The organism is Bacillus sp. 05T22 (assembly GCF_056396765.1).
Window position 1 is genome coordinate 38566 of record NZ_JBFTMC010000017.1, and the last position, 21650, is coordinate 60215.

The following is a 21650-nucleotide window of genomic DNA, read 5'->3' on the forward strand; positions in this document are numbered from 1 at the left end:
AAATAAATTCGGAGGTGCTTTATAAATGGCAGTTAAAATTCGTTTAAAACGTATGGGAGCTAAAAAAACTCCTTTCTATCGTGTAGTTGTTGCAGATTCTCGTTCTCCTCGTGACGGACGTTTCATTGAGGAAATCGGTACTTACAATCCGGTTGCTCAACCAGCTGAAGTGAAAATCAACGAAGAAGCAGCATTAAAATGGTTAGGAAATGGTGCGAAACCATCTGATACAGTTCGCAATCTTTTCTCTAACCAAGGTATCATGGAGAAATTCCACTTATCTAAACAAGGTAAGTAATTGAGGCAATGACAATGAAAAAGTTAATCGAAACAATTGTCAAACCTCTTGTAGATCATCCTGAAGATGTAAAAGTTTCACAGGAACTTTGCAACGGAGAGATAAAGTATCGATTGACTGTGCATCCTGAGGATGTTGGAAAAGTCATTGGAAAGCAGGGGCGAGTTGCGAAAGCAATTCGGATGCTCTTGTATTCAGTGGGACATCACAATGATGAGAAAGTCACACTGGAAATTCAATAAACGTTAAAAGGGCGAGGATTTTTCCTCTCCCTTTTTTAACATTTTTAAAGAAATTGCATGTTCCATATATGGAATGGAAATGCTTAACTTATATAGAAAACAGGGGTGACATGCTGTTTATGACAAAATGGTTTAACGTAGGTAAAATTGTAAATACTCATGGTGTTAGAGGGGAAATTCGAGTTATTTCTCGTACCGATTTTCCTGAAGAACGATATAAAGTAGGGAATACATTATACATATGGCATGATAAAGGGACGGAACCACTTTCGGTAAAGGTCGCTTCTCATCGTCAACACAAAACATTTGATTTATTAACGTTTGAAGGGTATAACAATGTAGATGAAGTAGAGAAGCTAAAAGGTTCTTCAATCAAAGTACCAGAAGAGCAGTTAGGTGAACTTGCTGAAGGTGAGTACTATTACCATGAAATTATTGGCTGTAAAGTTGTAACAGAAGATGGAGAGGATTTAGGTACGATAAAAGAGATTCTATCTCCTGGTGCGAATGATGTTTGGGTGATCAAACGCCCGAAAGGTCAAGATCTTTTAATTCCTTACATTGATGATGTTGTACTTCAAGTTAATATTGAAAATAAATTAGTAACCATTCATGTAATGGAAGGATTGCTATAATGAAAATCGATATTTTAACATTATTTCCAGAGATGTTCACCGGTGTTTTTGGATCTTCGATTTTAAAAAAAGCGCAAGAAAAAGAGGCAGTGGAGCTTAGGGTTGTAAATTTTCGTGATTATACAACAAGTAAGCATAACAGTGTAGATGATTATCCGTACGGTGGGGGCGCGGGGATGGTATTAACCCCGCAGCCTATCTTTGATGCGGTGGAAGAGTTAACGAAGGAAACTGACCGTAAACCAAGGGTTGTCTTAATGTGTCCACAAGGAGAGCGTTTCACGCAGAAAAAGGCAGAAGAGCTTGCTGGAGAAGAGCATKTTATTTTTGTATGTGGTCATTATGAAGGATATGATGAACGAATTCGTGAACATCTTGTAACAGATGAGATTTCTATTGGTGATTACGTATTAACGGGCGGAGAATTAGCCTCTATGGTTGTTACCGATAGTGTTGTACGTCTTTTGCCAGGAGTACTTGGAAATCACACTTCTCAGGTGGAAGATTCTTTTAGTACTGGTTTGTTAGAGCATCCGCACTATACACGTCCAGCTGATTTCCGTGGCATGAAGGTACCGGATGTACTTACGTCAGGGAATCATAAAAATATTGATGAATGGCGTCATAAAGAATCCCTGCGCCGTACGTATACACGTCGACCAGATTTACTTGAAGAACGTCAATTATCAAAGCAAGAAGAAAAATGGATTGAACAAATTAAAAAAGAGCAATAAGAACTTCATATATTTTCTATTGCAACAGGCCTAGCAATATGATATTATAACATTTGTGTTACTGAAATCAGTAGCCGTATTAACGATGTTCCGCTGTAATTTATTAAGACTTTATAAGAGCATCCGTTTAAAGGAGAGAATTGAATATRCAACAATTAATCGCAGAAATTACAAAAGGCCAATTAAAAACTGACCTACCTTCATTCCGTCCTGGTGACACTTTACGTGTACACGTAAAAGTAGTTGAGGGTACTCGTGAGAGAATTCAGCTTTTTGAAGGTGTTGTAATTAAACGTCGTGGTGGCGGAATCAGTGAAACATTCACAGTGCGTAAGATTTCTTACGGTGTAGGTGTTGAGCGTACATTCCCAGTTCACACGCCAAGAATCGCGAAAATCGAAGTACTTCGCCGTGGTAAAGTACGTCGTGCTAAGTTATACTACTTACGTAACCTTCGCGGTAAAAAAGCGCGTATTAAAGAAATTCGATAAGACATGTATGGGAGCTTGTAAATGCACAAGCTCCCTTTTTCCAATCTATATGAAATTTTGATATAATACGAACAGCTTACATAACTGTGGAGGGGAAATACATGAAGAAAGAGAAGAGTTCACTTTGGGAATGGATAAAAGCAATTTTGATTGCTATTGTGTTAGCGGGTGTTATTAGACAATTTTTCTTTGCTCCAATCCTTGTGGATGGTGTATCAATGTCGCCGACGCTACATGATCGTGATCGAATGATTGTTAATAAAATTGGTTATCACATTGGTGAACCGAAACGTTTTGACATAATCGTATTCCAAGCAACAGAAGAAAAAGATTATATTAAACGTGTTATCGGCTTGCCAGGCGATGAAATTGAGTATCGTAATGATAAACTCTATATTAACGGAAAACCTTATGAGGAACCGTATTTAGACAAGCAGAAAAAACAACTTGCTGATGGACCACTTACATATGATTTCAAGCTTGAAGAAATTACAGGTAAGAAAACAGTTCCAAAAGGTCAATTATTTGTACTAGGTGACAATCGTCGTTTTAGTAAAGATAGTCGTACTATTGGAACGATTTCGATGGACCAAGTAATTGGAGAAGCGAATATGTTATATTGGCCATTAAAAGACGCACGTATTGTGAAATAAACGAAAAAAGAAGGTGGCAACATGGTAATTCAATGGTTCCCAGGGCATATGGCAAAAGCTAGGCGCCAAGTAACAGAGAAATTAAAGTTAATTGATGTTGTAATTGAACTTGTAGATGCTCGATTACCTTTATCTTCTCGAAACCCGATGATTGATGAAATTATTACACATAAGCCGAGGCTTGTTGTTTTAAATAAAGCGGATATGGCAGATGATCGACTAACAAAGCAATGGATCGCCTATTTTGAGGAAAAAGGGCATAAAGCAATTTCAATTAATGCGCAGGCTGGACAAGGTATGAAAGAAATTGCAGCTGCATGTAAAGTGCTTGTAAAAGAAAAATTTGACAAAATGGTTGCAAAAGGCATTCGTCCAAGAGCAATTCGCGCTTTAATTGTAGGTATTCCCAATGTCGGTAAATCTACATTGATTAATAAATTAGCAAAGAAAAATATTGCAAAAACAGGTGATCGTCCAGGTGTTACAACAGCCCAACAATGGATTAAGGTTGGTAAGGAAATGGAACTACTGGATACACCAGGTATTTTATGGCCTAAATTTGAAGATGAATTAGTTGGACTTCGCCTTGCGACAACGGGTGCAATTAAAGATTCTATTTTAAATTTACAAGATGTAGCAGTATATGCACTTCGTTTTATGGAAAAGCATTATCCAGAACGTATACAAGAACGTTATAAATTAAGTGAAATTCCAGAAGACATTGTAGAATTCTTTGATGTGATTGGAAGAAATAGAGGTTGCCTAATGGGCGGCGGAATGATTGATTATGATAAAACATCTGAGCTTATTCTTCGCGAGCTTCGCGGTGGTAAACTTGGAAAAATGACATTTGAAACACCGGAAGAATTTGCAGAGGAAGTAGAAGAAGTATAAGACGTGCGTTTGTGCGTCTTTTCTTTTTGGTTATTTTTAAAAGGGAGTGTACATTGATGCAAAAAATCACAATTCAAGAGGCAGAATGTGTATTACAAGAAATTAAGAATGAAGAAGATGAAAGATTTCAAGTGTTATTGAAGGATGAGCGGAAAGGCGTTCAAAAGCTCATTTTAAAATGGTATAAACAAAAAGAGTTAGCGCAAAAGGAAAAAGAAAAGTTTTTAGAGATGTCAAAATATGAAAAAGCATTACGTGAAAAAGGGCTCTCATATATTGCTGGAATTGATGAAGTGGGGAGAGGACCGCTAGCTGGGCCCGTTGTTACGGCTGCTGTCGTCCTTCCGGGAGATTTCTATATCCCAGGGTTAAATGACTCTAAAAAACTCAGTGAAGCGAAACGTGAGCGTTTTTATGATGAAATTAAAGAACAGGCAATCGCGATTGGGGTTGGAATTGTATCTCCGCAAGTTATTGATGAAATAAATATTTATCAAGCGACGAAACGAGCAATGTTAGATGCAATTGCGAATTTAGCATGTACACCAGAATATTTATTAATTGATGCAATGAAGCTTCCTACACCAATTCCGCAAACATCTATTATTAAAGGTGATGCAAAAAGTATTTCTATTGCAGCTGCGTCTATTATTGCGAAAGTAACGAGAGATCGCATGATGAAAGAACTTGGGAAAGAATATCCAGCATATGGATTTGAGCAACATATGGGCTATGGAACGAAACAACATTTACAAGCGATTGAAATGTACGGAGTATTAGAAGAGCATAGAAAAACATTTGCACCGATTAAGGATATGATTCAAAAATAAGCTGTGACTCAAAAATAAGCTGTGACTCACAGCTTATTTTTTTATTTTGGTATATAAACATTACTATTTTCAAAAAAGAATAAAGCGATTTCAGTTTTCTGACACTTTATTGTAGACAGCGTGCCAATCATTTTATACAATGGCAATGTAGTGTTTTTTAAACATTAAAAAACTTTTTGAGTAAAACAGGAAAACAGGGGAGGATGGGACCATGAATATCCATGAGTACCAAGGTAAAGCAGTCCTTAGAAGCTATGGGGTTAGCGTTCCGAACGGGAAGGTTGCATTTACAGTAGAAGAAGCTGTAGAAGCAGCGAAAGAATTAGGAACAGATGTATGTGTAGTGAAAGCACAAATTCACGCTGGTGGACGCGGCAAAGCTGGCGGAGTAAAAGTTGCGAAAAATTTAGAAGAAGTTCGTACATATGCGGAAAGTATTTTAGGTACTACGCTTGTTACGCATCAAACGGGTCCTGAAGGTAAAGAAGTAAAACGCTTACTTATCGAAGAAGGATGCGATATTAAAAAAGAATATTATGTAGGTCTAGTTTTAGACCGTGCGACTTCTCAAGTTGTTTTAATGGCGTCTGAAGAAGGCGGAACAGAAATTGAAGAAGTAGCAGAAAAAACACCAGAAAAAATCTTTAAAGAATATATCGATCCAGCAGTAGGCTTGCAAGGTTTCCAAGCGCGCCGAATCGCATTTAACATCAATATTCCAAAAGAGCTTGTAGGACAAGCTGTGAAGTTTATGATGGGCTTATATCGTGCTTATATCGAAAAAGATTGCTCTATTGCAGAAATCAACCCACTTGTTACAACAGGTGATGGAAAAGTTATGGCATTAGATGCAAAATTAAATTTTGATTCTAATGCATTATATCGTCATAAAGACATTCTAGAACTTCGTGATCTTGAAGAAGAAGATCCGAAAGAAATTGAAGCTTCTAAATACGACTTAAACTATATTCCTTTAGATGGAAATATTGGTTGTATGGTAAATGGTGCAGGATTAGCAATGGCAACAATGGATATCATTAAACATTACCATGGCGATCCAGCTAACTTCTTAGATGTTGGTGGCGGTGCTACAGCTGAAAAAGTTACAGAAGCTTTCAAAATTATTCTTTCTGACAAAAATGTAAAAGGTATTTTCGTTAACATTTTTGGTGGCATTATGAAATGTGATGTTATTGCAGAAGGTGTTATTGAAGCGACAAAACAAGTAGGCCTTGAATTACCACTTGTTGTTCGTCTTGAAGGTACAAATGTTGAGCTAGGTAAGAAAATTTTAAATGAATCTGGTTTAAATATTGTTGCAGCAGAATCTATGGCAGACGGTGCACAAAAAATTGTTTCACTAGTGGGCTAATAGAAAGCGGGGGAGAAAAATGAGCGTATTAGTTAATAAAGATACAAAAGTTATTGTACAAGGTATTACTGGTTCACAAGGTTTATTCCATACAAAACAAATGATTGAATATGGTACGAAAATTGTCGGTGGTGTAACACCTGGTAAAGGTGGCACTGAAATTGAAGGTGTACCTGTCTTTGATACGGTAGAAGATGCTGTAAAAGCAACGCGCGCAAATGCTTCAGTTGTGTACGTTCCACCCGCTTTTGCGGCTGATGCAATTATGGAAGCAGTTGATGCAGAGATTGATTTAGTAGTATGTATTACAGAAGGAATCCCTGTATTAGATATGGTTAAAGTTAAGAAGTATATGGCAGGTAAACAGACGCGTTTACTTGGACCAAACTGCCCAGGTGTTATTACACCAGATGAATGTAAGATTGGTATTATGCCAGGATATATTCATAAAAAAGGTCATGTCGGTATTGTATCTCGATCTGGTACATTAACATACGAAGCTGTACATCAATTAACACAAGAAGGCATTGGTCAATCTACTGCTGTAGGTATCGGTGGCGACCCTGTCAATGGTACAGACTTTATTGATGCGTTAAAAGCGTTTAATGAAGACGAAGAAACACATGCTGTTATTATGATTGGTGAAATCGGCGGAACAGCAGAAGAAGAAGCTGCTGAGTGGGTAAAAGCAAATATGACAAAACCTGTTGTTGGATTTATCGGTGGTCAAACAGCGCCTGCAGGAAAACGTATGGGCCATGCTGGTGCGATTATTTCTGGCGGTAAAGGTACAGCTGCTGAAAAAATCAAAACAATGGAAGCTTGTGGTATTAAAGTTGCTGAAACACCAGCTGTTATGGGCGAAACTTTAATCGCTGTTTTAAAAGAAAAAGGATTATTTGAAACTTGTAAAAACTATTAATCTTTTTGAAAGACACCTTCGTGTTAGAGGGTGTCTTTTTACACTTTTTCCTGTTTACATAATAAAAATTATGGGTAAGGAGAATGATCATGRAAAGGGAACGATTGCTCCATCTTCATTATGTGTTAGCGGATCATTGGAAAGCGTTAACTCGCTTATTACATATAGACCCAGAGATAAAGAAACTGTATAAATTTAGTTCAGTGGAATTTGAAAAGTATGCTGGGCTGACTCCGAAAAAATCTGCTGAATTAGTTAGCTTCTTACAAACATCTACCCCAGCACAATGTATACGTCATTTAGAAGAAAAGCATATTTTTTATGTCACAATATGGGATGATGATTATCCAGAATTATTACGTGAAATATCAGATCCGCCTTTCATTTTATATGGAAAGGGAAAGAGAGAATTATTAGGAGAAATAAATAAATTTGCAGTAGTTGGAACAAGAAAACCTTCTTTATACGGGAAAGAAAGCATACAATCTATTTTACAACCGCTAATAGACAAAGAATGGCTAATTGTAAGTGGTTTTGCAAATGGAATTGATACCATTGCTCATCAAATCGCAGTGCAACAACATAGCTCTACTATTGCTGTCTTAGGGCATGGATTACAGTATATGTATCCAAAAGAGAATTGCTACTTTTATAAAATATGGAAGAATACTGTACTGTTATTAACAGAATATCCGCCACATTACGCGCCTAGAAAATGGTATTTTCCAAAGCGAAATCGAATTATCAGTGGTCTTTGTAAAGGAGTTCTAGTAGTGGAAGCGAAATCGAAAAGTGGCTCGCTTATTACTGCAGATCTCGCTTTAGAACAAAATAGGGAGGTATTTGCTTTTCCAGGTCCTATTTTTACAGAAAGTGCAGCAGGAACAAATCAACTTATAAAGCAAGGGGCGAAACTTGTTCAAAAAGCAGAGGATATTCTCGAGGAATTTTTAAATTAATCGTATATTTTTATGTTTTTATTAAACAATTATTGACAAATGGTAGAGTGGCACTGTATGTTATACTCATTCTTGATTGACAAAAACAAGAGAAATCAATAAGATTAATGAAGACTTGAATCCACCTCTTAAGGAGGCACTAGCATGTCAGATTACCTCGTAATCGTGGAGTCGCCTTCTAAGGCGAAAACCATTGAGAAATATTTAGGGAAAAAATACAAAGTCGTCGCGTCTATGGGACATGTTCGCGATTTGCCTAAAAGTCAAATGGGGATAGAAGTAAAAAATAATTTCACCCCGAAGTATATTACCATCCGTGGTAAAGGTCCTGTTTTAAAAGATTTAAAATCAGCAGCAAAAAAAGCAAAAAAAGTCTATCTCGCGGCCGATCCAGACCGCGAAGGAGAAGCGATCGCTTGGCATTTAGCGAATACGCTAAATGTGGATGTTGAATCAGATTGCCGGGTTGTATTTAATGAAATTACAAAAGATGCGATTAAAGAGTCATTTAAGCATCCTCGTGCAATTAATATGGATTTAGTAGATGCACAGCAAGCAAGACGGATACTTGATCGCCTTGTTGGTTATAATATTAGTCCTTTATTATGGAAGAAAGTCAAAAAGGGATTAAGTGCAGGACGTGTACAATCTGTAGCGGTTCGCTTAATTATTGATCGTGAAAAAGAAATTCAAAGTTTTATTCCGGAAGAGTTCTGGACAATTAAAACAGAATTTGTAAAAGGAAAAGACACATTTGAAGCATCTTTTTATGGTGTGAATGGAGAAAAGGTTCAATTAACAAATGAAGCGCAAGTAAAAGACATAATTGAAACAATGAAAGACAATGTGTTTTCAGTTGAAAATGTAACGAAAAAAGAGCGAAAACGTAATCCTGCATTACCATTTACAACGTCTTCTTTACAACAAGAAGCTGCACGTAAATTAAATATGCGAGCAAAGAAAACAATGATGCTTGCGCAGCAGCTATACGAAGGGATAGATATTGGTAAACAGGGAACCGTAGGTCTTATTACGTATATGAGAACAGACTCAACGCGTATATCGGAAACTGCTCAAGAGGAAGCTCGCTCTTATATTACTGAGGCGTTTGGTTCAGAATACATAGGGACAGAGAAGAAGAAGGAAACGAAAAAAGCGAATGCACAAGATGCGCATGAAGCAATTCGTCCAACTTCGGTAATGAGAAAGCCAGAGGAACTAAAAAGTTTCTTAAGTCGTGATCAACATCGTTTGTACAAATTGATTTGGGAGCGATTTGTTGCAAGTCAAATGGCATCCGCTGTAATGGATACTGTTACAGCTAGACTCATTAATAATAACGTTCAATTCCGTGCAAGTGGCTCAGTAGTGAAATTTTCAGGGTTTATGAAAGTTTACGTAGAATCGAAAGATGATGGTGCGGAAGAAAAAGATAAAATGTTGCCTCCTTTAGAAATAGGAGAAACCGTATTTTCAAAAGATATGGATCCAAAGCAGCACTTTACGCAGCCGCCACCACGTTATACAGAGGCCCGTTTAGTTAGGATGCTTGAAGAGCTTGGAATCGGGAGACCGTCTACTTACGTACCGACACTTGAAACGATTCAGAAGCGAGGATATGTTGCATTAGACAATAAACGCTTTGTTCCGACTGAACTTGGAGAAATTGTAATTGAACTTATTTTAGAGTTTTTCCCGGAAATTATTAACATTGAATTTACGGCCAATATGGAGCAAAACCTTGATGAAGTAGAAGAGGGGAAAGCAAATTGGGTGAAAATTGTTGATGATTTCTACGTAGGCTTTGAACCCCGCTTAGAAAAAGCGGAAAAGGAGATGCGTGAGGTCGAAATTAAAGATGAACCTGCTGGGGAAGATTGTGAATTATGCGGTCACCCAATGGTCTTTAAAATGGGCAAATACGGGAAGTTTATGGCTTGTTCTAATTTCCCTGATTGTCGCAATACAAAACCGATTGTGAAAGAAATCGGTGTAACTTGTCCGAAATGTGATAAAGGACAAATTATTGAACGCCGAAGTAATAAAAAGAAACGTCTTTTCTATGGATGTGGCACATATCCAGAATGCGATTTCGTATCTTGGGATAAACCGATTGGCCGGAAATGCCCGAAATGTGAAGGTATGCTCGTAGAGAAGAAGCTGAAAAAAGGCGTTCAAGTACAATGTATTTCTTGTGATTATGAAGAAGAACAACAAATGTGAGCGTAACTGCTCACATTTTTTTCGGGATAGAAAAGGAAAGGTGATAAATACATGACAACACAAGTAGTAAACGTCATTGGCGCAGGTCTTGCAGGAAGTGAAGCAGCTTATCAAATTGCAAAACGTGGTGTTCAAGTAAAATTATATGAAATGAGACCAGTAAGACAAACGCCGGCTCATCACACAGATAAATTTGCTGAGTTAGTATGCAGTAACTCACTTCGTGCAAATACATTAACAAATGCTGTTGGGGTCATTAAAGAAGAAATGCGCAAAATGGACTCTGTTATTATCCGTGCGGCAGATGAGTGTTCTGTGCCAGCAGGAGGAGCATTAGCGGTTGATCGGCATGAATTTGCAGCAAAAGTAACGGAGTATGTGAAAAATCATCCAAACGTAACTGTGATGAACGAAGAAATGACAGAAATTCCAGAAGGACCAACTGTTATCGCGACAGGTCCACTCACATCTCCAGAACTTTCTGCACAGTTAAAAGAGTTAACGGGTGAAGATTATTTTTATTTCTATGATGCAGCTGCACCAATTGTGGAAAAAGAAAGCATTGATATGAACAAAGTATATTTAAAATCTCGTTACGATAAGGGAGAAGCGGCTTATTTAAACTGCCCAATGACAGAAGAAGAGTTCGATCGTTTTTATGATGCTTTAATTGCTGCAGAGACAGTGCCATTAAAAGAATTTGAGAAAGAAGTATTCTTTGAAGGGTGTATGCCTGTAGAAGTAATGGCAAGCCGTGGTAGACAGACATTGTTATTTGGACCGATGAAACCAGTGGGGCTGGAAGATCCGAAAACAGGTAAAACGCCATATGCTGTTGTTCAATTACGTCAAGATGATGCAGCAGGAACGTTATACAATATTGTTGGGTTCCAAACACATTTAAAGTGGGGACCTCAAAAAGAAGTATTACAATTGATTCCTGGACTTGAAAATGCAGAAATTGTACGCTATGGTGTAATGCATCGTAATACGTTTATTAATTCACCAAAATTACTTCGTCCAACATACCAATATAAACATCGTGATGATTTATTCTTTGCTGGACAAATGACAGGTGTAGAAGGATATGTAGAATCGGCTGCTTCAGGGCTGTTAGCGGGTATTAATGCAGCTCGTCTTGTAAAGGGAGAAGAGCCTGTTGTATTACCTCCTGTAACAGCAATGGGCAGTATGGCGAATTATATTACTGCAACTAATGCGAAAAACTTCCAACCGATGAACGCAAACTTTGGTTTATTTGCGCCATTAGAAAAGAAAATTAAAAAGAAACAAGAGCGAAATGAAGCATACGCAACACGCGCTTTAGAGACAATTCGAAATTTTGTAAATATTTAGTTAAATTTCTTGCAAAGGCTACTGAGTTGTGATACGATTTAGTAGCCTTTATTGAGGTGAGTTATGTGAATGTGAAGAAATTGTTACAATTATTCGTTGGATATTTACAAATTGAAAGAAATTATTCAAAATATACAATTGCAAGTTATCAAAATGATTTAGAACATTTTGTGCAATTTATGGAGCGAGAAGGCATATCCTCTTTTTTAGACGTTACATACGTAGATGTTCGTTTGTACTTAACAACATTACACGATGAAAAGCTAGCCCGTAAATCTGTCGCAAGAAAAGTATCGAGCTTACGAAGTTTATATCGTTTTCTGATGCGTGAAGGATATCGAGAAGATAATCCGTTTGCACTTGCGTCACTCCCCAAAAAAGAACTGTCAATCCCAAAGTTTTTGTATGTTGAAGAATTGGAGAAATTGTTTGAAGTTTCTGATGTAAAAACACCACTTGGTCAAAGGGATCAAGCTTTATTAGAGCTTATGTATGCAACGGGGATCCGTGTGAGTGAATGTGTAAGTTTACAACTTACTGATATTGATTTCTCGGTAGGGACAATTCTAGTGACGGGAAAAGGCAAAAAACAAAGGTACGTTCCATTTGGAAGTTATGCACAAGATGCTTTAATTACCTATATAGAAAACGGTAGAAAACAGTTAGCTAAAAAAACAGAGGAACACTCTCAAATGGTGTTTTTAAATGCAAAGGGTAAGCCGTTAACGGATCGCGGTGTTCGTTATATTTTAAATGAGCTCATTAAGAAAGCTTCTCTTACAATGCGAATAAGTCCGCATATGTTAAGGCATACATTTGCTACACATATGTTAGATGAAGGTGCAGATTTACGAACTGTGCAGGAGTTATTGGGTCATGAAAATCTATCAACGACACAAATTTATACGCATGTTTCAAAAGAAAGATTGCGTTCTGTTTACATGAAGCATCACCCGCGGGCATAAATTGCTTTTAAAGCTATAAAAACATATAAAGGAGTTTTTTCTATGGGAAATTTCCACGCTACAACGATATTTGCCATTCACCATAATGGCGAGTGTGCTATGGCCGGCGACGGACAAGTGACATTTGGTAATGCTGTTGTGATGAAGCACACAGCACGCAAAGTTCGAAAGCTATTTCAAGGGAAGGTGTTAGCTGGATTTGCAGGTTCCGTTGCGGATGCGTTTACTCTTTTTGAAATGTTTGAGGGGAAATTAGAAGAGTATAATGGAAATTTACAACGTGCTGCAGTTGAAATGGCGAAACAATGGCGTGGCGATAAAATGCTGCGTCAATTGGAAGCGATGTTAATCGTTATGGATCAAACAACGTTACTTCTTGTTTCAGGAACAGGAGAAGTAATTGAACCGGATGATGGCATTTTAGCAATCGGTTCAGGTGGACATTATGCGCTTGCAGCTGGCCGCGCTTTAAAGCAACATGCGAGTGAACATTTAACAGCAAAAGCAATTGCGAAAGCAAGTTTAGAAATTGCTGGTGACATTTGTGTGTATACAAATCACAATATTATTGTGGAAGAATTGTAGAATCGTAAGGGAGGCATTTTATATGCATTTACATTTTACTCCGCGTCAAATTGTAGAAAAATTGGATCAATATATTATTGGTCAAAAAGATGCGAAAAAAGCGGTTGCAGTAGCACTTAGAAATCGATATCGTCGCAGTAAATTAGCGGAAGATTTACGCGATGAAATTGCTCCGAAGAACATTTTAATGATTGGACCGACAGGGGTCGGAAAGACAGAGGTAGCACGACGAATGGCGAAGCTCGTTGGAGCACCTTTTATTAAGGTTGAAGCAACGAAATTCACAGAAGTTGGATATGTCGGTCGAGATGTAGAATCTATGGTGCGTGACCTTGTAGAAACTTCAGTTCGCATCGTAAAAGAAGAAATGGTCGTCAAGGTTAAAGATAAGGCTGAGGAACAAGCAAATCAACGGCTTGTTGAAATTTTGGTGCCAAGTCCGCAAAAACAATCCGGATTCAAAAATCCGTTAGAGATGTTATTTGGTGGAAATCAAAATGCGAATCAGACATCTGAAACACAAGATGACACAGAAATTGAAAAGAAGCGCAGAGAAGTTGAAAAGAAACTTGCCGCAGGTTTACTTGAAGATGAAATTGTATCGATTGAAGTGACGGAACAACAGTCTTCTATGTTTGATATGTTGCAAGGTACTGGTATGGAGCAAATGGGGATGAATTTCCAAGATGCATTAGGAAGTTTTATGCCGAAAAAAACGAAAAAACGTAAACTTTCTGTAAAAGAAGCAAGAAAAGTCTTGACAAATGAGGAAGCACAGCGCTTAATTGATATGGATGAAGTTACACAAGAGGCTGTTTATCGTGCTGAACAGCTCGGGATTATTTTTATTGATGAAATTGACAAAATTGCTGGTAAGCAGTCGAATAGCGTGGATGTATCGCGTGAAGGTGTACAGCGTGACATTTTGCCAATTGTAGAAGGATCAAACGTTGCAACGAAATATGGATCGGTGAAAACAGATTATATTTTATTTATTGCGGCTGGTGCCTTCCATATGTCCAAACCGTCTGATTTAATTCCAGAACTGCAAGGAAGATTCCCGATTCGAGTGGAATTAACAAAATTATCGGTAGATGATTTTGTTAAAATTCTTGTAGAACCTGATAATGCTTTAGTGAAGCAATATATAGCATTATTAGCAACTGAGGGTATAGAAATTGAATTTTCTGACGAAGCTATTCGTAAGATTGCTGAGATTGCTTATCAAGTTAATCAAGATACGGATAATATTGGAGCGAGAAGACTTCATACCATTATGGAGAAACTTCTTGAAGATTTATCGTTTGAAGCATCTGAGATTACGTTAGAGAAAATAACGATAACACCTCAATATGTAGAGGAAAAATTAGCAACGATTGCTAAAAATAAAGATGTGAGCCAGTTTATTTTGTAATAGTGTCATCAGGTGACTCGCCCTAGTTTCCAAGTGATGAAAAAATATGTAAGTAACATGTAGGAGGAACTTTTGAAATGGAATTATTAGCAAAAACGAGAAAATTAAATGCGTTATTACAGAGCGCAGCAGGAAAGCCTGTAAACTTTAGAGAAATGTCAGATACAATGTGTGAAGTAATTGAAGCGAACGTATTCGTTGTAAGTCGTCGCGGTAAATTATTAGGATATGCAATTCACCAACAAATCGAGAATGAGCGCATGAAACAAATGCTTGCAGAGCGTCAATTTCCAGAAGAATATACACAAAGCCTATTCAACGTTACAGAAACATCTTCAAACTTAGATGTAAACAGTCAATTTACAGCATTCCCTGTAGAAAACAAAGAATTATTCGGTCAAGGTTTAACTACAATTGTACCGATCGTTGGTGGCGGTGAACGTCTAGGTACACTAGTGTTAGCGCGTCTTGGTCAAGAATTTTTAGATGATGATTTAATTCTTGCTGAGTACAGCGCAACTGTAGTAGGTATGGAAATCTTACGCGAAAAAGCGGAAGAAATCGAAGAAGAAGCGCGTAGTAAAGCGGTCGTTCAAATGGCAATTAGCTCGTTATCATACAGTGAGTTAGAAGCAATTGAGCACATCTTCGAAGAATTAAATGGAACAGAAGGTTTACTTGTTGCAAGTAAAATTGCTGATCGTGTAGGAATTACTCGTTCTGTAATCGTAAACGCACTTCGTAAATTAGAAAGTGCAGGCGTTATTGAATCTCGTTCTTTAGGTATGAAAGGAACATACATTAAAGTATTAAACGACAAGTTTTTACAAGAACTTGCTAAATTAAAAACAAACTAATTGTTAAGGGAAGCTCTCCTCATGTGAGGAGAGCTTTTTTATTTTCTAAAAGATTCATTGCGTTCTGATGGGGGGGAAAGCCGTGGTTTTGCTTTATTAGGCACGGCTGCTTAAAGGAAAGGAAGAGTGGTAATACTGAAGTTAGAATTGAGAAATAGATGAGTAAAATCATAATTAAAAAGAAAGTTTTACATTGTTCGCATTTTCGACTTGATTGTAATATTTCATTATGATATAGTAAGCAGTGGTGTCAGTACAAAGTACACACGTTTACCGATTTAAGTGTTGGTGCTACGCTTGTAGTTTCGCTTAAAGGTGAAGTAAACGGAGGATATCAAAAACCATTTAGGAGGAACTAAATTATGGCAGTAATTTCTATGAAGCAATTGCTTGAAGCAGGTGTTCATTTCGGACATCAAACTCGTCGTTGGAACCCAAAAATGAAACGTTACATTTTCACAGAGCGTAACGGTATCTACATCATCGACTTACAAAAAACTGTGAAAAAAGTTGAAGAAGCTTTCAACGTAATGCGTAACATCGCTGCTGAAGGTGGCGACATTTTATTCGTAGGTACAAAAAAACAAGCACAAGAAGCTATTAAAGAAGAAGCAACTCGTGCAGGTATGTACTTCGTTAACCAACGTTGGTTAGGTGGAACGTTAACAAACTTCCAAACAATCCAAAAGCGTATCAAGCGTCTTAAAGACATCGAAAGAATGCAAGAAGATGGTACATTCGATGTACTTCCTAAGAAAGAAGTTGTTCAACTTAAAAAAGAGTTAGAGCGTCTTGAAAAATTCTTAGGCGGTATTAAAGATATGAAAGGTCTTCCAAGTGCATTATTCGTAGTAGACCCTCGTAAAGAGCGTATCGCAGTTGCTGAAGCACGCAAATTACACATTCCAATCATCGGAATCGTTGATACAAACTGTGATCCAGACGAAATCGATCACGTAATTCCAGCAAACGATGATGCAATTCGTGCTGTAAAACTTCTTACATCTAAAATGGCAGACGCGATCCTTGAAGCAAAACAAGGTGAAGAAACTGTTACTGCGTAACAAATTTGGAAAGGTGATAAGGGGTTCGGCCTTTTATCACCTTTTTTAAGGTATAAATACATATTTTAGGAGGATGAAAAGTATGGCAATTACTGCACAAATGGTAAAAGAACTTCGTGAAAAAACGGGCGCAGGTATGATGGACTGCAAAAAAGCTTTAACAGAAACGAATGGCGACATGGAGAAAGCAATTGATTTCTTACGTGAAAAAGGTATTGCGAAAGCTGCGAAAAAAGCAGACCGYATYGCTGCTGAAGGTTTAACTTWYATCGAAACAAACGGTAACGATGCTTTAATCTTAGAATTAAACTCTGARACTGATTTCGTTGCGAAAAACGAAGGTTTCCAAGCKTTAATWAAAGAATTAGCTGCKCACTTATTAGCTAACAAGCCTGCATCTGTTGAGGAAGCTATGACTCAAACAATTGCAAATGGTAAAACAGTAGAAGAGCACATCAATGAAGCAATCGCTAAAATTGGTGAAAAACTTACACTTCGTCGTTTTGAAATCGTAACAAAAACTGATGCAGATGCATTCGGTGCTTACCTACACATGGGTGGACGCATTGGTGTAGTAACAGTTCTTGAAGGTTCTACTGATGAAGCAGCTGCTAAAGATGTAGCAATGCACATTGCAGCAGTTAACCCTAAATACATCGACCGCGATGCTGTAACAGCTGAAGAAGTTGAGCATGAGCGTCAAGTATTAACACAACAAGCTTTAAACGAAGGCAAGCCTGAAAAAATCGTTGCTAAGATGGTTGAAGGTCGCCTAGGTAAATTCTTCGAAGAGATTTGCTTACTTGACCAAGCATTCGTTAAAAACCCTGATATGAAAGTTCGTCAATTCGTTGAGTCTAAAGGCGGAACGGTAAAAGGATTCGTTCGCTACGCTGTTGGTGAAGGTATCGAGAAGCGTGAAGACAACTTTGCTGAAGAAGTAATGAACCAAGTAAAAGGTAACAACTAATACAGATTAGGGAACACATTGTGTTCCCTTTTTTAAAATAAAGATGTAGGCAATTGGAGGTTCATTATGAGTAAACCGAAATATAATCGTGTTGTTTTAAAGCTAAGCGGTGAAGCTTTAGCTGGTGAAAAAGGATTTGGAATTAACCCAGCTGTTATTAAGTCAGTTGCAGAACAAGTGAAAGAAATTGCAGAACTTGATGTAGAGGTTGCTGTTGTTGTTGGCGGCGGTAACATTTGGCGTGGGAAAATTGGAAGTGAAATGGGCATGGACCGTGCAGGAGCGGACTACATGGGCATGTTAGCGACAGTTATGAACTCATTAGCTCTTCAAGATAGCTTGGAGAACATTGGAATTCAAACACGTGTTCAAACTTCTATTGAAATGCGTCAAGTGGCAGAACCTTACATTCGTCGCAAAGCAATTCGTCACTTAGAGAAGAAGCGTGTTGTTATCTTTGCAGCGGGTACAGGTAACCCGTACTTCTCTACAGATACAACTGCAGCATTACGTGCAGCAGAAATCGAAGCTGATGTTATTTTAATGGCGAAAAACAATGTAGATGGCGTATATAATGCAGATCCATCTATTGACCCAACAGCTACGAAATATGAAACACTTACTTACTTAGATGTATTAAAAGAAGGTTTAGGTGTAATGGATTCTACTGCTTCTTCTTTATGTATGGATAATGATATTCCATTAATTGTATTCTCAGTTATGGAAAAAGGTAATATTAAGCGTGTCGTTTTAGGCGAAAATATTGGAACAATTGTAAGGGGGAAATAAAAATGGGACAACAAGTATTAAAAGCTGCAAATGAAAAAATGGAAAAAGCAGTTGCTGCTTATTCTCGCGAATTAGCTTCAGTTCGTGCTGGTCGTGCAAGCGCGTCTGCATTAGATAAAGTACAAGTTGATTATTATGGTGCACCAACACCTGTTGTGCAATTAGCGAACATTACAGTTCCTGAAGCACGTTTGCTTGTTATTCAGCCGTATGATAAAACTTCTATCGGTGATATTGAAAAAGCAATTTTAAAAGCTGATTTAGGTCTAAATCCTTCTAACGATGGATCAGTAATTCGTATTGCATTCCCTGCATTAACAGAAGAACGTCGTAGAGACCTAGTAAAAACTGTTAAGAAATATGCTGAAGAAGCAAAAGTAGCAGTTCGTAACGTACGTCGTGATGCTAATGATGATCTTAAAAAGCTTGAAAAAGCTGGAGATATTACAGAAGACGACTTAAGAGGATATACAGAAGATATCCAAAAAGAAACAGATAAATATATTGCAAAAGTTGACGAAATCGCAAAAAACAAAGAAAAAGAAATCATGGAAGTGTAATAGCGATACCTTCGCAAATATGACCCTCTTCTTAAGGGGGTCTTTTTACACTTTTTGGCATACGTCTGCTTGTTGGAGGGTATGAATGATGTTTAAAAAGTTTCCTTTTTTTAAAGGTAAAAAGGTCACATCGTTTGATCATCTCATTGGAAAAGTGAAAAAGGGACATATCCCAGAGCACATTGCGATCATTATGGATGGTAATGGAAGATGGGCAAAGAGAAGAGCAATGCCCCGCATTGCCGGACATCATGAAGGAATGCAAGTAGTAAAAAAAATTACGAAATTTGCTAGTAAACTTGATGTGAAAGTGCTGACTCTTTATGCTTTTTCTACTGAGAATTGGAAAAGACCGAAAAAGGAAGTCGATTATTTAATGAAGCTTCCAGAAGAATTTTTAGGTGCATTTTTACCAGAATTAATTGAAGAAAATGTACAAGTTCGAGTAATTGGACAAAAAGATCGTCTTCCTACGCATACGCGCAGAGCGATGGAAAAAGCCATGGAAGATACAAAAGAGAACACGGGATTAATTCTCAATTTTGCGTTAAACTATGGAAGTCGCGATGAAATCGTTTCTGCTGTGCAACATATGATGAAAGATAGCGAAGAAGGGAAAGTTCGTTCAGAAGATGTAAATGAAGAAATGCTTTCTTCATACTTAATGACAAGCTCTTTACCTGACCCAGACTTGCTTATTCGTACAAGTGGGGAGCTACGTATTAGTAATTTCATGCTATGGCAAATTGCGTATTCGGAGCTTTGGTTTACAGATGTGTATTGGCCAGATTTTACCGAGGAACATTTGCTAAATGCGATTACAGACTTTCAACATAGAGGGCGCAGATTCGGAGGCGTGTAGAAAGAGAGGGTTTGGTAGTGAAACAGAGAATTATTACTGGAGTGATTGCTGCCGCGCTGTTCATTCCCATCGTAATTTACGGTGGCGTGCCTTTTACAGTTTTAGTGTATGCACTTGCTTCTATAGGATTATATGAATTAATTCGTATGAACAAGCTTACACTTATTTCGGTACCAACAGTTTTAGCCGCATTATTATTGTGGAGTATTTTAGTTCCAAGTAATGCATCAGGAGTGTTCAATTGGATTGGATTAGATAAACTAGAAATCACATTTGTGATTGTTTTATTACTTTTATCATATACAGTCCTTTCAAAGAATACATTTACTTTTGACAATGCTTCTTTTTTACTTATGGCAACAACGTATGTTGCAATGGGATTCTTATATTTAAATGAAACGAGAATAGCGGGAATCCATTTTGTGTTTTATGCGTTATTTGTCATTTGGGCAACTGATTCAGGTGCATATTTCATAGGGAAAGCAATCGGAAAAAGAAAATTGTGGCCAGAAATTAGTCCGAATAAAACGATAGAAGGTTCACTAGGCGGTATTGTTTGTGGGATTATTGTTGCTTTTGTATACAATATGTTTTTCCAAGTTCAAGGGAACGTTGGGATGTTAATAATTGTTACAATCGCGATCTCCATTTTTGGACAACTTGGTGATTTAGTACAATCTGCTTTTAAACGCCATTACGGTGTGAAAGATTCGGGTACAATTTTACCAGGACATGGTGGAATCTTAGATCGAACAGATAGTTGGTTGTTCGTATTACCGATTTTACACTTCTTACATTTCATTTCATAATAAAACGAGGGGTTGGAGTCATGAAAAACATTAGTTTATTAGGGGCAAGCGGATCAATTGGGACGCAAACTTTAGATGTACTACGCTCGCACCCAGACCAATTCCGTCTCGTTGCTTTTTCTGTAGGGAAAAATATTGACTACGCAGTAAAAGTTATTCAAGAATTTTCTCCTCAGCTTGTTTCTGTACAAAGAGAGGAAGATGTTGTAAGGTTACAATCAGTTTCTGGAAATACAAAAGTAGTATATGGTGACGAAGGACTATTAGAGGTAGCTCTTCACCCGAGTGCAGAAGTTGTAATAAATGCTGTTGTAGGTAGTGTAGGGTTGTTACCAACACTCCGTGCAATTGAGGCGAAAAAAACAATTGGAATTGCAAACAAAGAAACATTAGTAACTGCGGGACATATTGTAATGGAAGCTGCACGCAAACATAATGTGCCGTTACTTCCAGTAGATAGTGAGCATTCGGCTATTTTTCAATGTTTGAATGGAGAAAATGAAAAGCGAATTTCTCGCTTAATTATCACTGCTTCAGGCGGGAGTTTCCGCGATAAAACGAGAGATGAATTACATCATGTGACTGTGGAAGATGCGCTTCGTCATCCAAACTGGTCAATGGGTTCGAAAATTACAATTGATTCTGCTACAATGATGAATAAGGGGCTGGAAGTAATTGAAGCGCATTGGCTTTTCGGTATACCTTATGAGCAAATTGATGTTGTTTTACATAAAGAAAGCATTATTCATTCTATGGTTGAATTTGAAGATCGTAGTGTAATGGCACAGCTCGGCTCACCAGATATGCGTGTACCAATTCAATATGCACTTACATATCCAGATCGATTACCTCTCTCAGATACAAAACAGTTAAATTTATGGGAAATTGGAACACTGCATTTTGAACAAATGAATCAAGATCGTTTCCGTTGCCTACGTTTTGCATATGAAGCTGGAAAGATGGGCGGGAGCATGCCAGCTGTTATGAATGCAGCAAATGAAGTAGCTGTAGCAGCCTTTCTACAAAAGAAAATTGGTTTCCTAACAGTAGAAGACCTCATTGAAAAAGCAATGCACCATCACAATGTTATTGCACGTCCGAGCTTAGAAGAAATTCAGGAAATTGATGCGGCCACAAGACGGTTTGTGATGGAACAAATTTAGCAA

The 21650-nt window shown here is 37.7% G+C and carries 24 protein-coding genes; all 24 read left to right on the plus strand.

Annotated elements, in window-relative coordinates; all coding sequences use genetic code 11:
- Positions 1–25 precede the first annotated feature (25 nt).
- Positions 26–298: a 30S ribosomal protein S16 gene (gene rpsP / locus AC1DIT_RS08415; RefSeq protein ID WP_000268750.1), complete on the plus strand. Its 273-nt coding sequence runs from the start codon at positions 26–28 to the stop codon at positions 296–298.
- A gap of 14 nt (positions 299–312) precedes the next feature.
- A complete protein-coding gene (locus AC1DIT_RS08420; protein ID WP_016115971.1) occupies positions 313–540 on the plus strand; it encodes a KH domain-containing protein in 228 nt (75 codons plus the stop codon).
- Between the two features lie 119 nt (positions 541–659).
- On the plus strand, positions 660–1175 hold the full coding sequence (gene rimM / locus AC1DIT_RS08425) for a ribosome maturation factor RimM (protein WP_033671426.1): 516 nt from the start codon (positions 660–662) through the stop codon (positions 1173–1175).
- Positions 1175–1909 carry a tRNA (guanosine(37)-N1)-methyltransferase TrmD gene (gene trmD, locus AC1DIT_RS08430; protein ID WP_476998136.1) on the plus strand — a complete coding sequence of 245 codons (735 nt, stop codon included), beginning with the start codon at positions 1175–1177 and terminating at the stop codon, positions 1907–1909. Before rimM ends, trmD begins: the two co-directional genes overlap by 1 nt.
- Positions 1910–2055: 146 nt before the next feature.
- Positions 2056–2400 carry a 50S ribosomal protein L19 gene (gene rplS / locus AC1DIT_RS08435; RefSeq protein WP_001186516.1) on the plus strand — a complete coding sequence of 115 codons (345 nt, stop codon included), beginning with the start codon at positions 2056–2058 and terminating at the stop codon, positions 2398–2400.
- Between the two features lie 101 nt (positions 2401–2501).
- Positions 2502–3053, plus strand: coding sequence for a signal peptidase I (gene lepB, locus AC1DIT_RS08440; RefSeq protein WP_016115968.1), 552 nt, complete (start codon positions 2502–2504; stop codon positions 3051–3053).
- Positions 3054–3074: 21 nt separating this feature from the next.
- Positions 3075–3947 carry a ribosome biogenesis GTPase YlqF gene (gene ylqF / locus AC1DIT_RS08445; protein ID WP_016115967.1) on the plus strand — a complete coding sequence of 291 codons (873 nt, stop codon included), beginning with the start codon at positions 3075–3077 and terminating at the stop codon, positions 3945–3947.
- Between the two features lie 56 nt (positions 3948–4003).
- Positions 4004–4777, plus strand: coding sequence for a ribonuclease HII (locus tag AC1DIT_RS08450; protein WP_016115966.1), 774 nt, complete (start codon positions 4004–4006; stop codon positions 4775–4777).
- A 211-nt stretch (positions 4778–4988) separates the two neighbouring features.
- Positions 4989–6149 carry an ADP-forming succinate--CoA ligase subunit beta gene (gene sucC / locus AC1DIT_RS08455; protein WP_016115965.1) on the plus strand — a complete coding sequence of 387 codons (1161 nt, stop codon included), beginning with the start codon at positions 4989–4991 and terminating at the stop codon, positions 6147–6149.
- 19 nt (positions 6150–6168) lie between these two features.
- A complete protein-coding gene (sucD, locus tag AC1DIT_RS08460) occupies positions 6169–7071 on the plus strand; it encodes a succinate--CoA ligase subunit alpha (RefSeq protein ID WP_016115964.1) in 903 nt (300 codons plus the stop codon).
- A gap of 89 nt (positions 7072–7160) precedes the next feature.
- Complete coding sequence (dprA, locus tag AC1DIT_RS08465) at positions 7161–8030, plus strand: DNA-processing protein DprA (protein ID WP_476998137.1); 870 nt, start codon at positions 7161–7163, stop codon at positions 8028–8030.
- A 144-nt stretch (positions 8031–8174) separates the two neighbouring features.
- Complete coding sequence (gene topA / locus AC1DIT_RS08470; RefSeq protein WP_016133223.1) at positions 8175–10253, plus strand: type I DNA topoisomerase; 2079 nt, start codon at positions 8175–8177, stop codon at positions 10251–10253.
- 51 nt (positions 10254–10304) lie between these two features.
- Positions 10305–11609: an FADH(2)-oxidizing methylenetetrahydrofolate--tRNA-(uracil(54)-C(5))-methyltransferase TrmFO gene (trmFO, locus tag AC1DIT_RS08475; protein WP_016115961.1), complete on the plus strand. Its 1305-nt coding sequence runs from the start codon at positions 10305–10307 to the stop codon at positions 11607–11609.
- Positions 11610–11674: 65 nt separating this feature from the next.
- Positions 11675–12574 carry a tyrosine recombinase XerC gene (gene xerC / locus AC1DIT_RS08480; protein WP_016133222.1) on the plus strand — a complete coding sequence of 300 codons (900 nt, stop codon included), beginning with the start codon at positions 11675–11677 and terminating at the stop codon, positions 12572–12574.
- Between the two features lie 42 nt (positions 12575–12616).
- Complete coding sequence (hslV, locus tag AC1DIT_RS08485) at positions 12617–13159, plus strand: ATP-dependent protease proteolytic subunit HslV (RefSeq protein WP_003199482.1); 543 nt, start codon at positions 12617–12619, stop codon at positions 13157–13159.
- Positions 13160–13181: 22 nt separating this feature from the next.
- A complete protein-coding gene (gene hslU / locus AC1DIT_RS08490; protein ID WP_003199484.1) occupies positions 13182–14573 on the plus strand; it encodes an ATP-dependent protease ATPase subunit HslU in 1392 nt (463 codons plus the stop codon).
- Positions 14574–14650: 77 nt separating this feature from the next.
- On the plus strand, positions 14651–15430 hold the full coding sequence (gene codY, locus AC1DIT_RS08495) for a GTP-sensing pleiotropic transcriptional regulator CodY (protein ID WP_016115959.1): 780 nt from the start codon (positions 14651–14653) through the stop codon (positions 15428–15430).
- A gap of 362 nt (positions 15431–15792) precedes the next feature.
- Positions 15793–16494, plus strand: a complete 702-nt coding sequence (gene rpsB / locus AC1DIT_RS08500; protein ID WP_016115958.1) for a 30S ribosomal protein S2 — start codon at positions 15793–15795, stop codon at positions 16492–16494.
- Positions 16495–16576: 82 nt separating this feature from the next.
- Entirely contained in the window at positions 16577–17464 is an 888-nt protein-coding gene (gene tsf, locus AC1DIT_RS08505; RefSeq protein ID WP_476998138.1) for a translation elongation factor Ts, read from the plus strand.
- A 66-nt stretch (positions 17465–17530) separates the two neighbouring features.
- Positions 17531–18253: a UMP kinase gene (pyrH, locus tag AC1DIT_RS08510; RefSeq protein ID WP_016115956.1), complete on the plus strand. Its 723-nt coding sequence runs from the start codon at positions 17531–17533 to the stop codon at positions 18251–18253.
- A gap of 2 nt (positions 18254–18255) precedes the next feature.
- On the plus strand, positions 18256–18813 hold the full coding sequence (frr, locus tag AC1DIT_RS08515) for a ribosome recycling factor (RefSeq protein ID WP_003199493.1): 558 nt from the start codon (positions 18256–18258) through the stop codon (positions 18811–18813).
- A gap of 85 nt (positions 18814–18898) precedes the next feature.
- Entirely contained in the window at positions 18899–19675 is a 777-nt protein-coding gene (uppS, locus tag AC1DIT_RS08520) for an isoprenyl transferase (RefSeq protein WP_016115955.1), read from the plus strand.
- A gap of 17 nt (positions 19676–19692) precedes the next feature.
- On the plus strand, positions 19693–20484 hold the full coding sequence (locus AC1DIT_RS08525; protein ID WP_016115954.1) for a phosphatidate cytidylyltransferase: 792 nt from the start codon (positions 19693–19695) through the stop codon (positions 20482–20484).
- Positions 20485–20504: 20 nt separating this feature from the next.
- A complete protein-coding gene (gene dxr, locus AC1DIT_RS08530) occupies positions 20505–21647 on the plus strand; it encodes a 1-deoxy-D-xylulose-5-phosphate reductoisomerase (RefSeq protein WP_016115953.1) in 1143 nt (380 codons plus the stop codon).
- Positions 21648–21650: the final 3 nt, after the last annotated feature.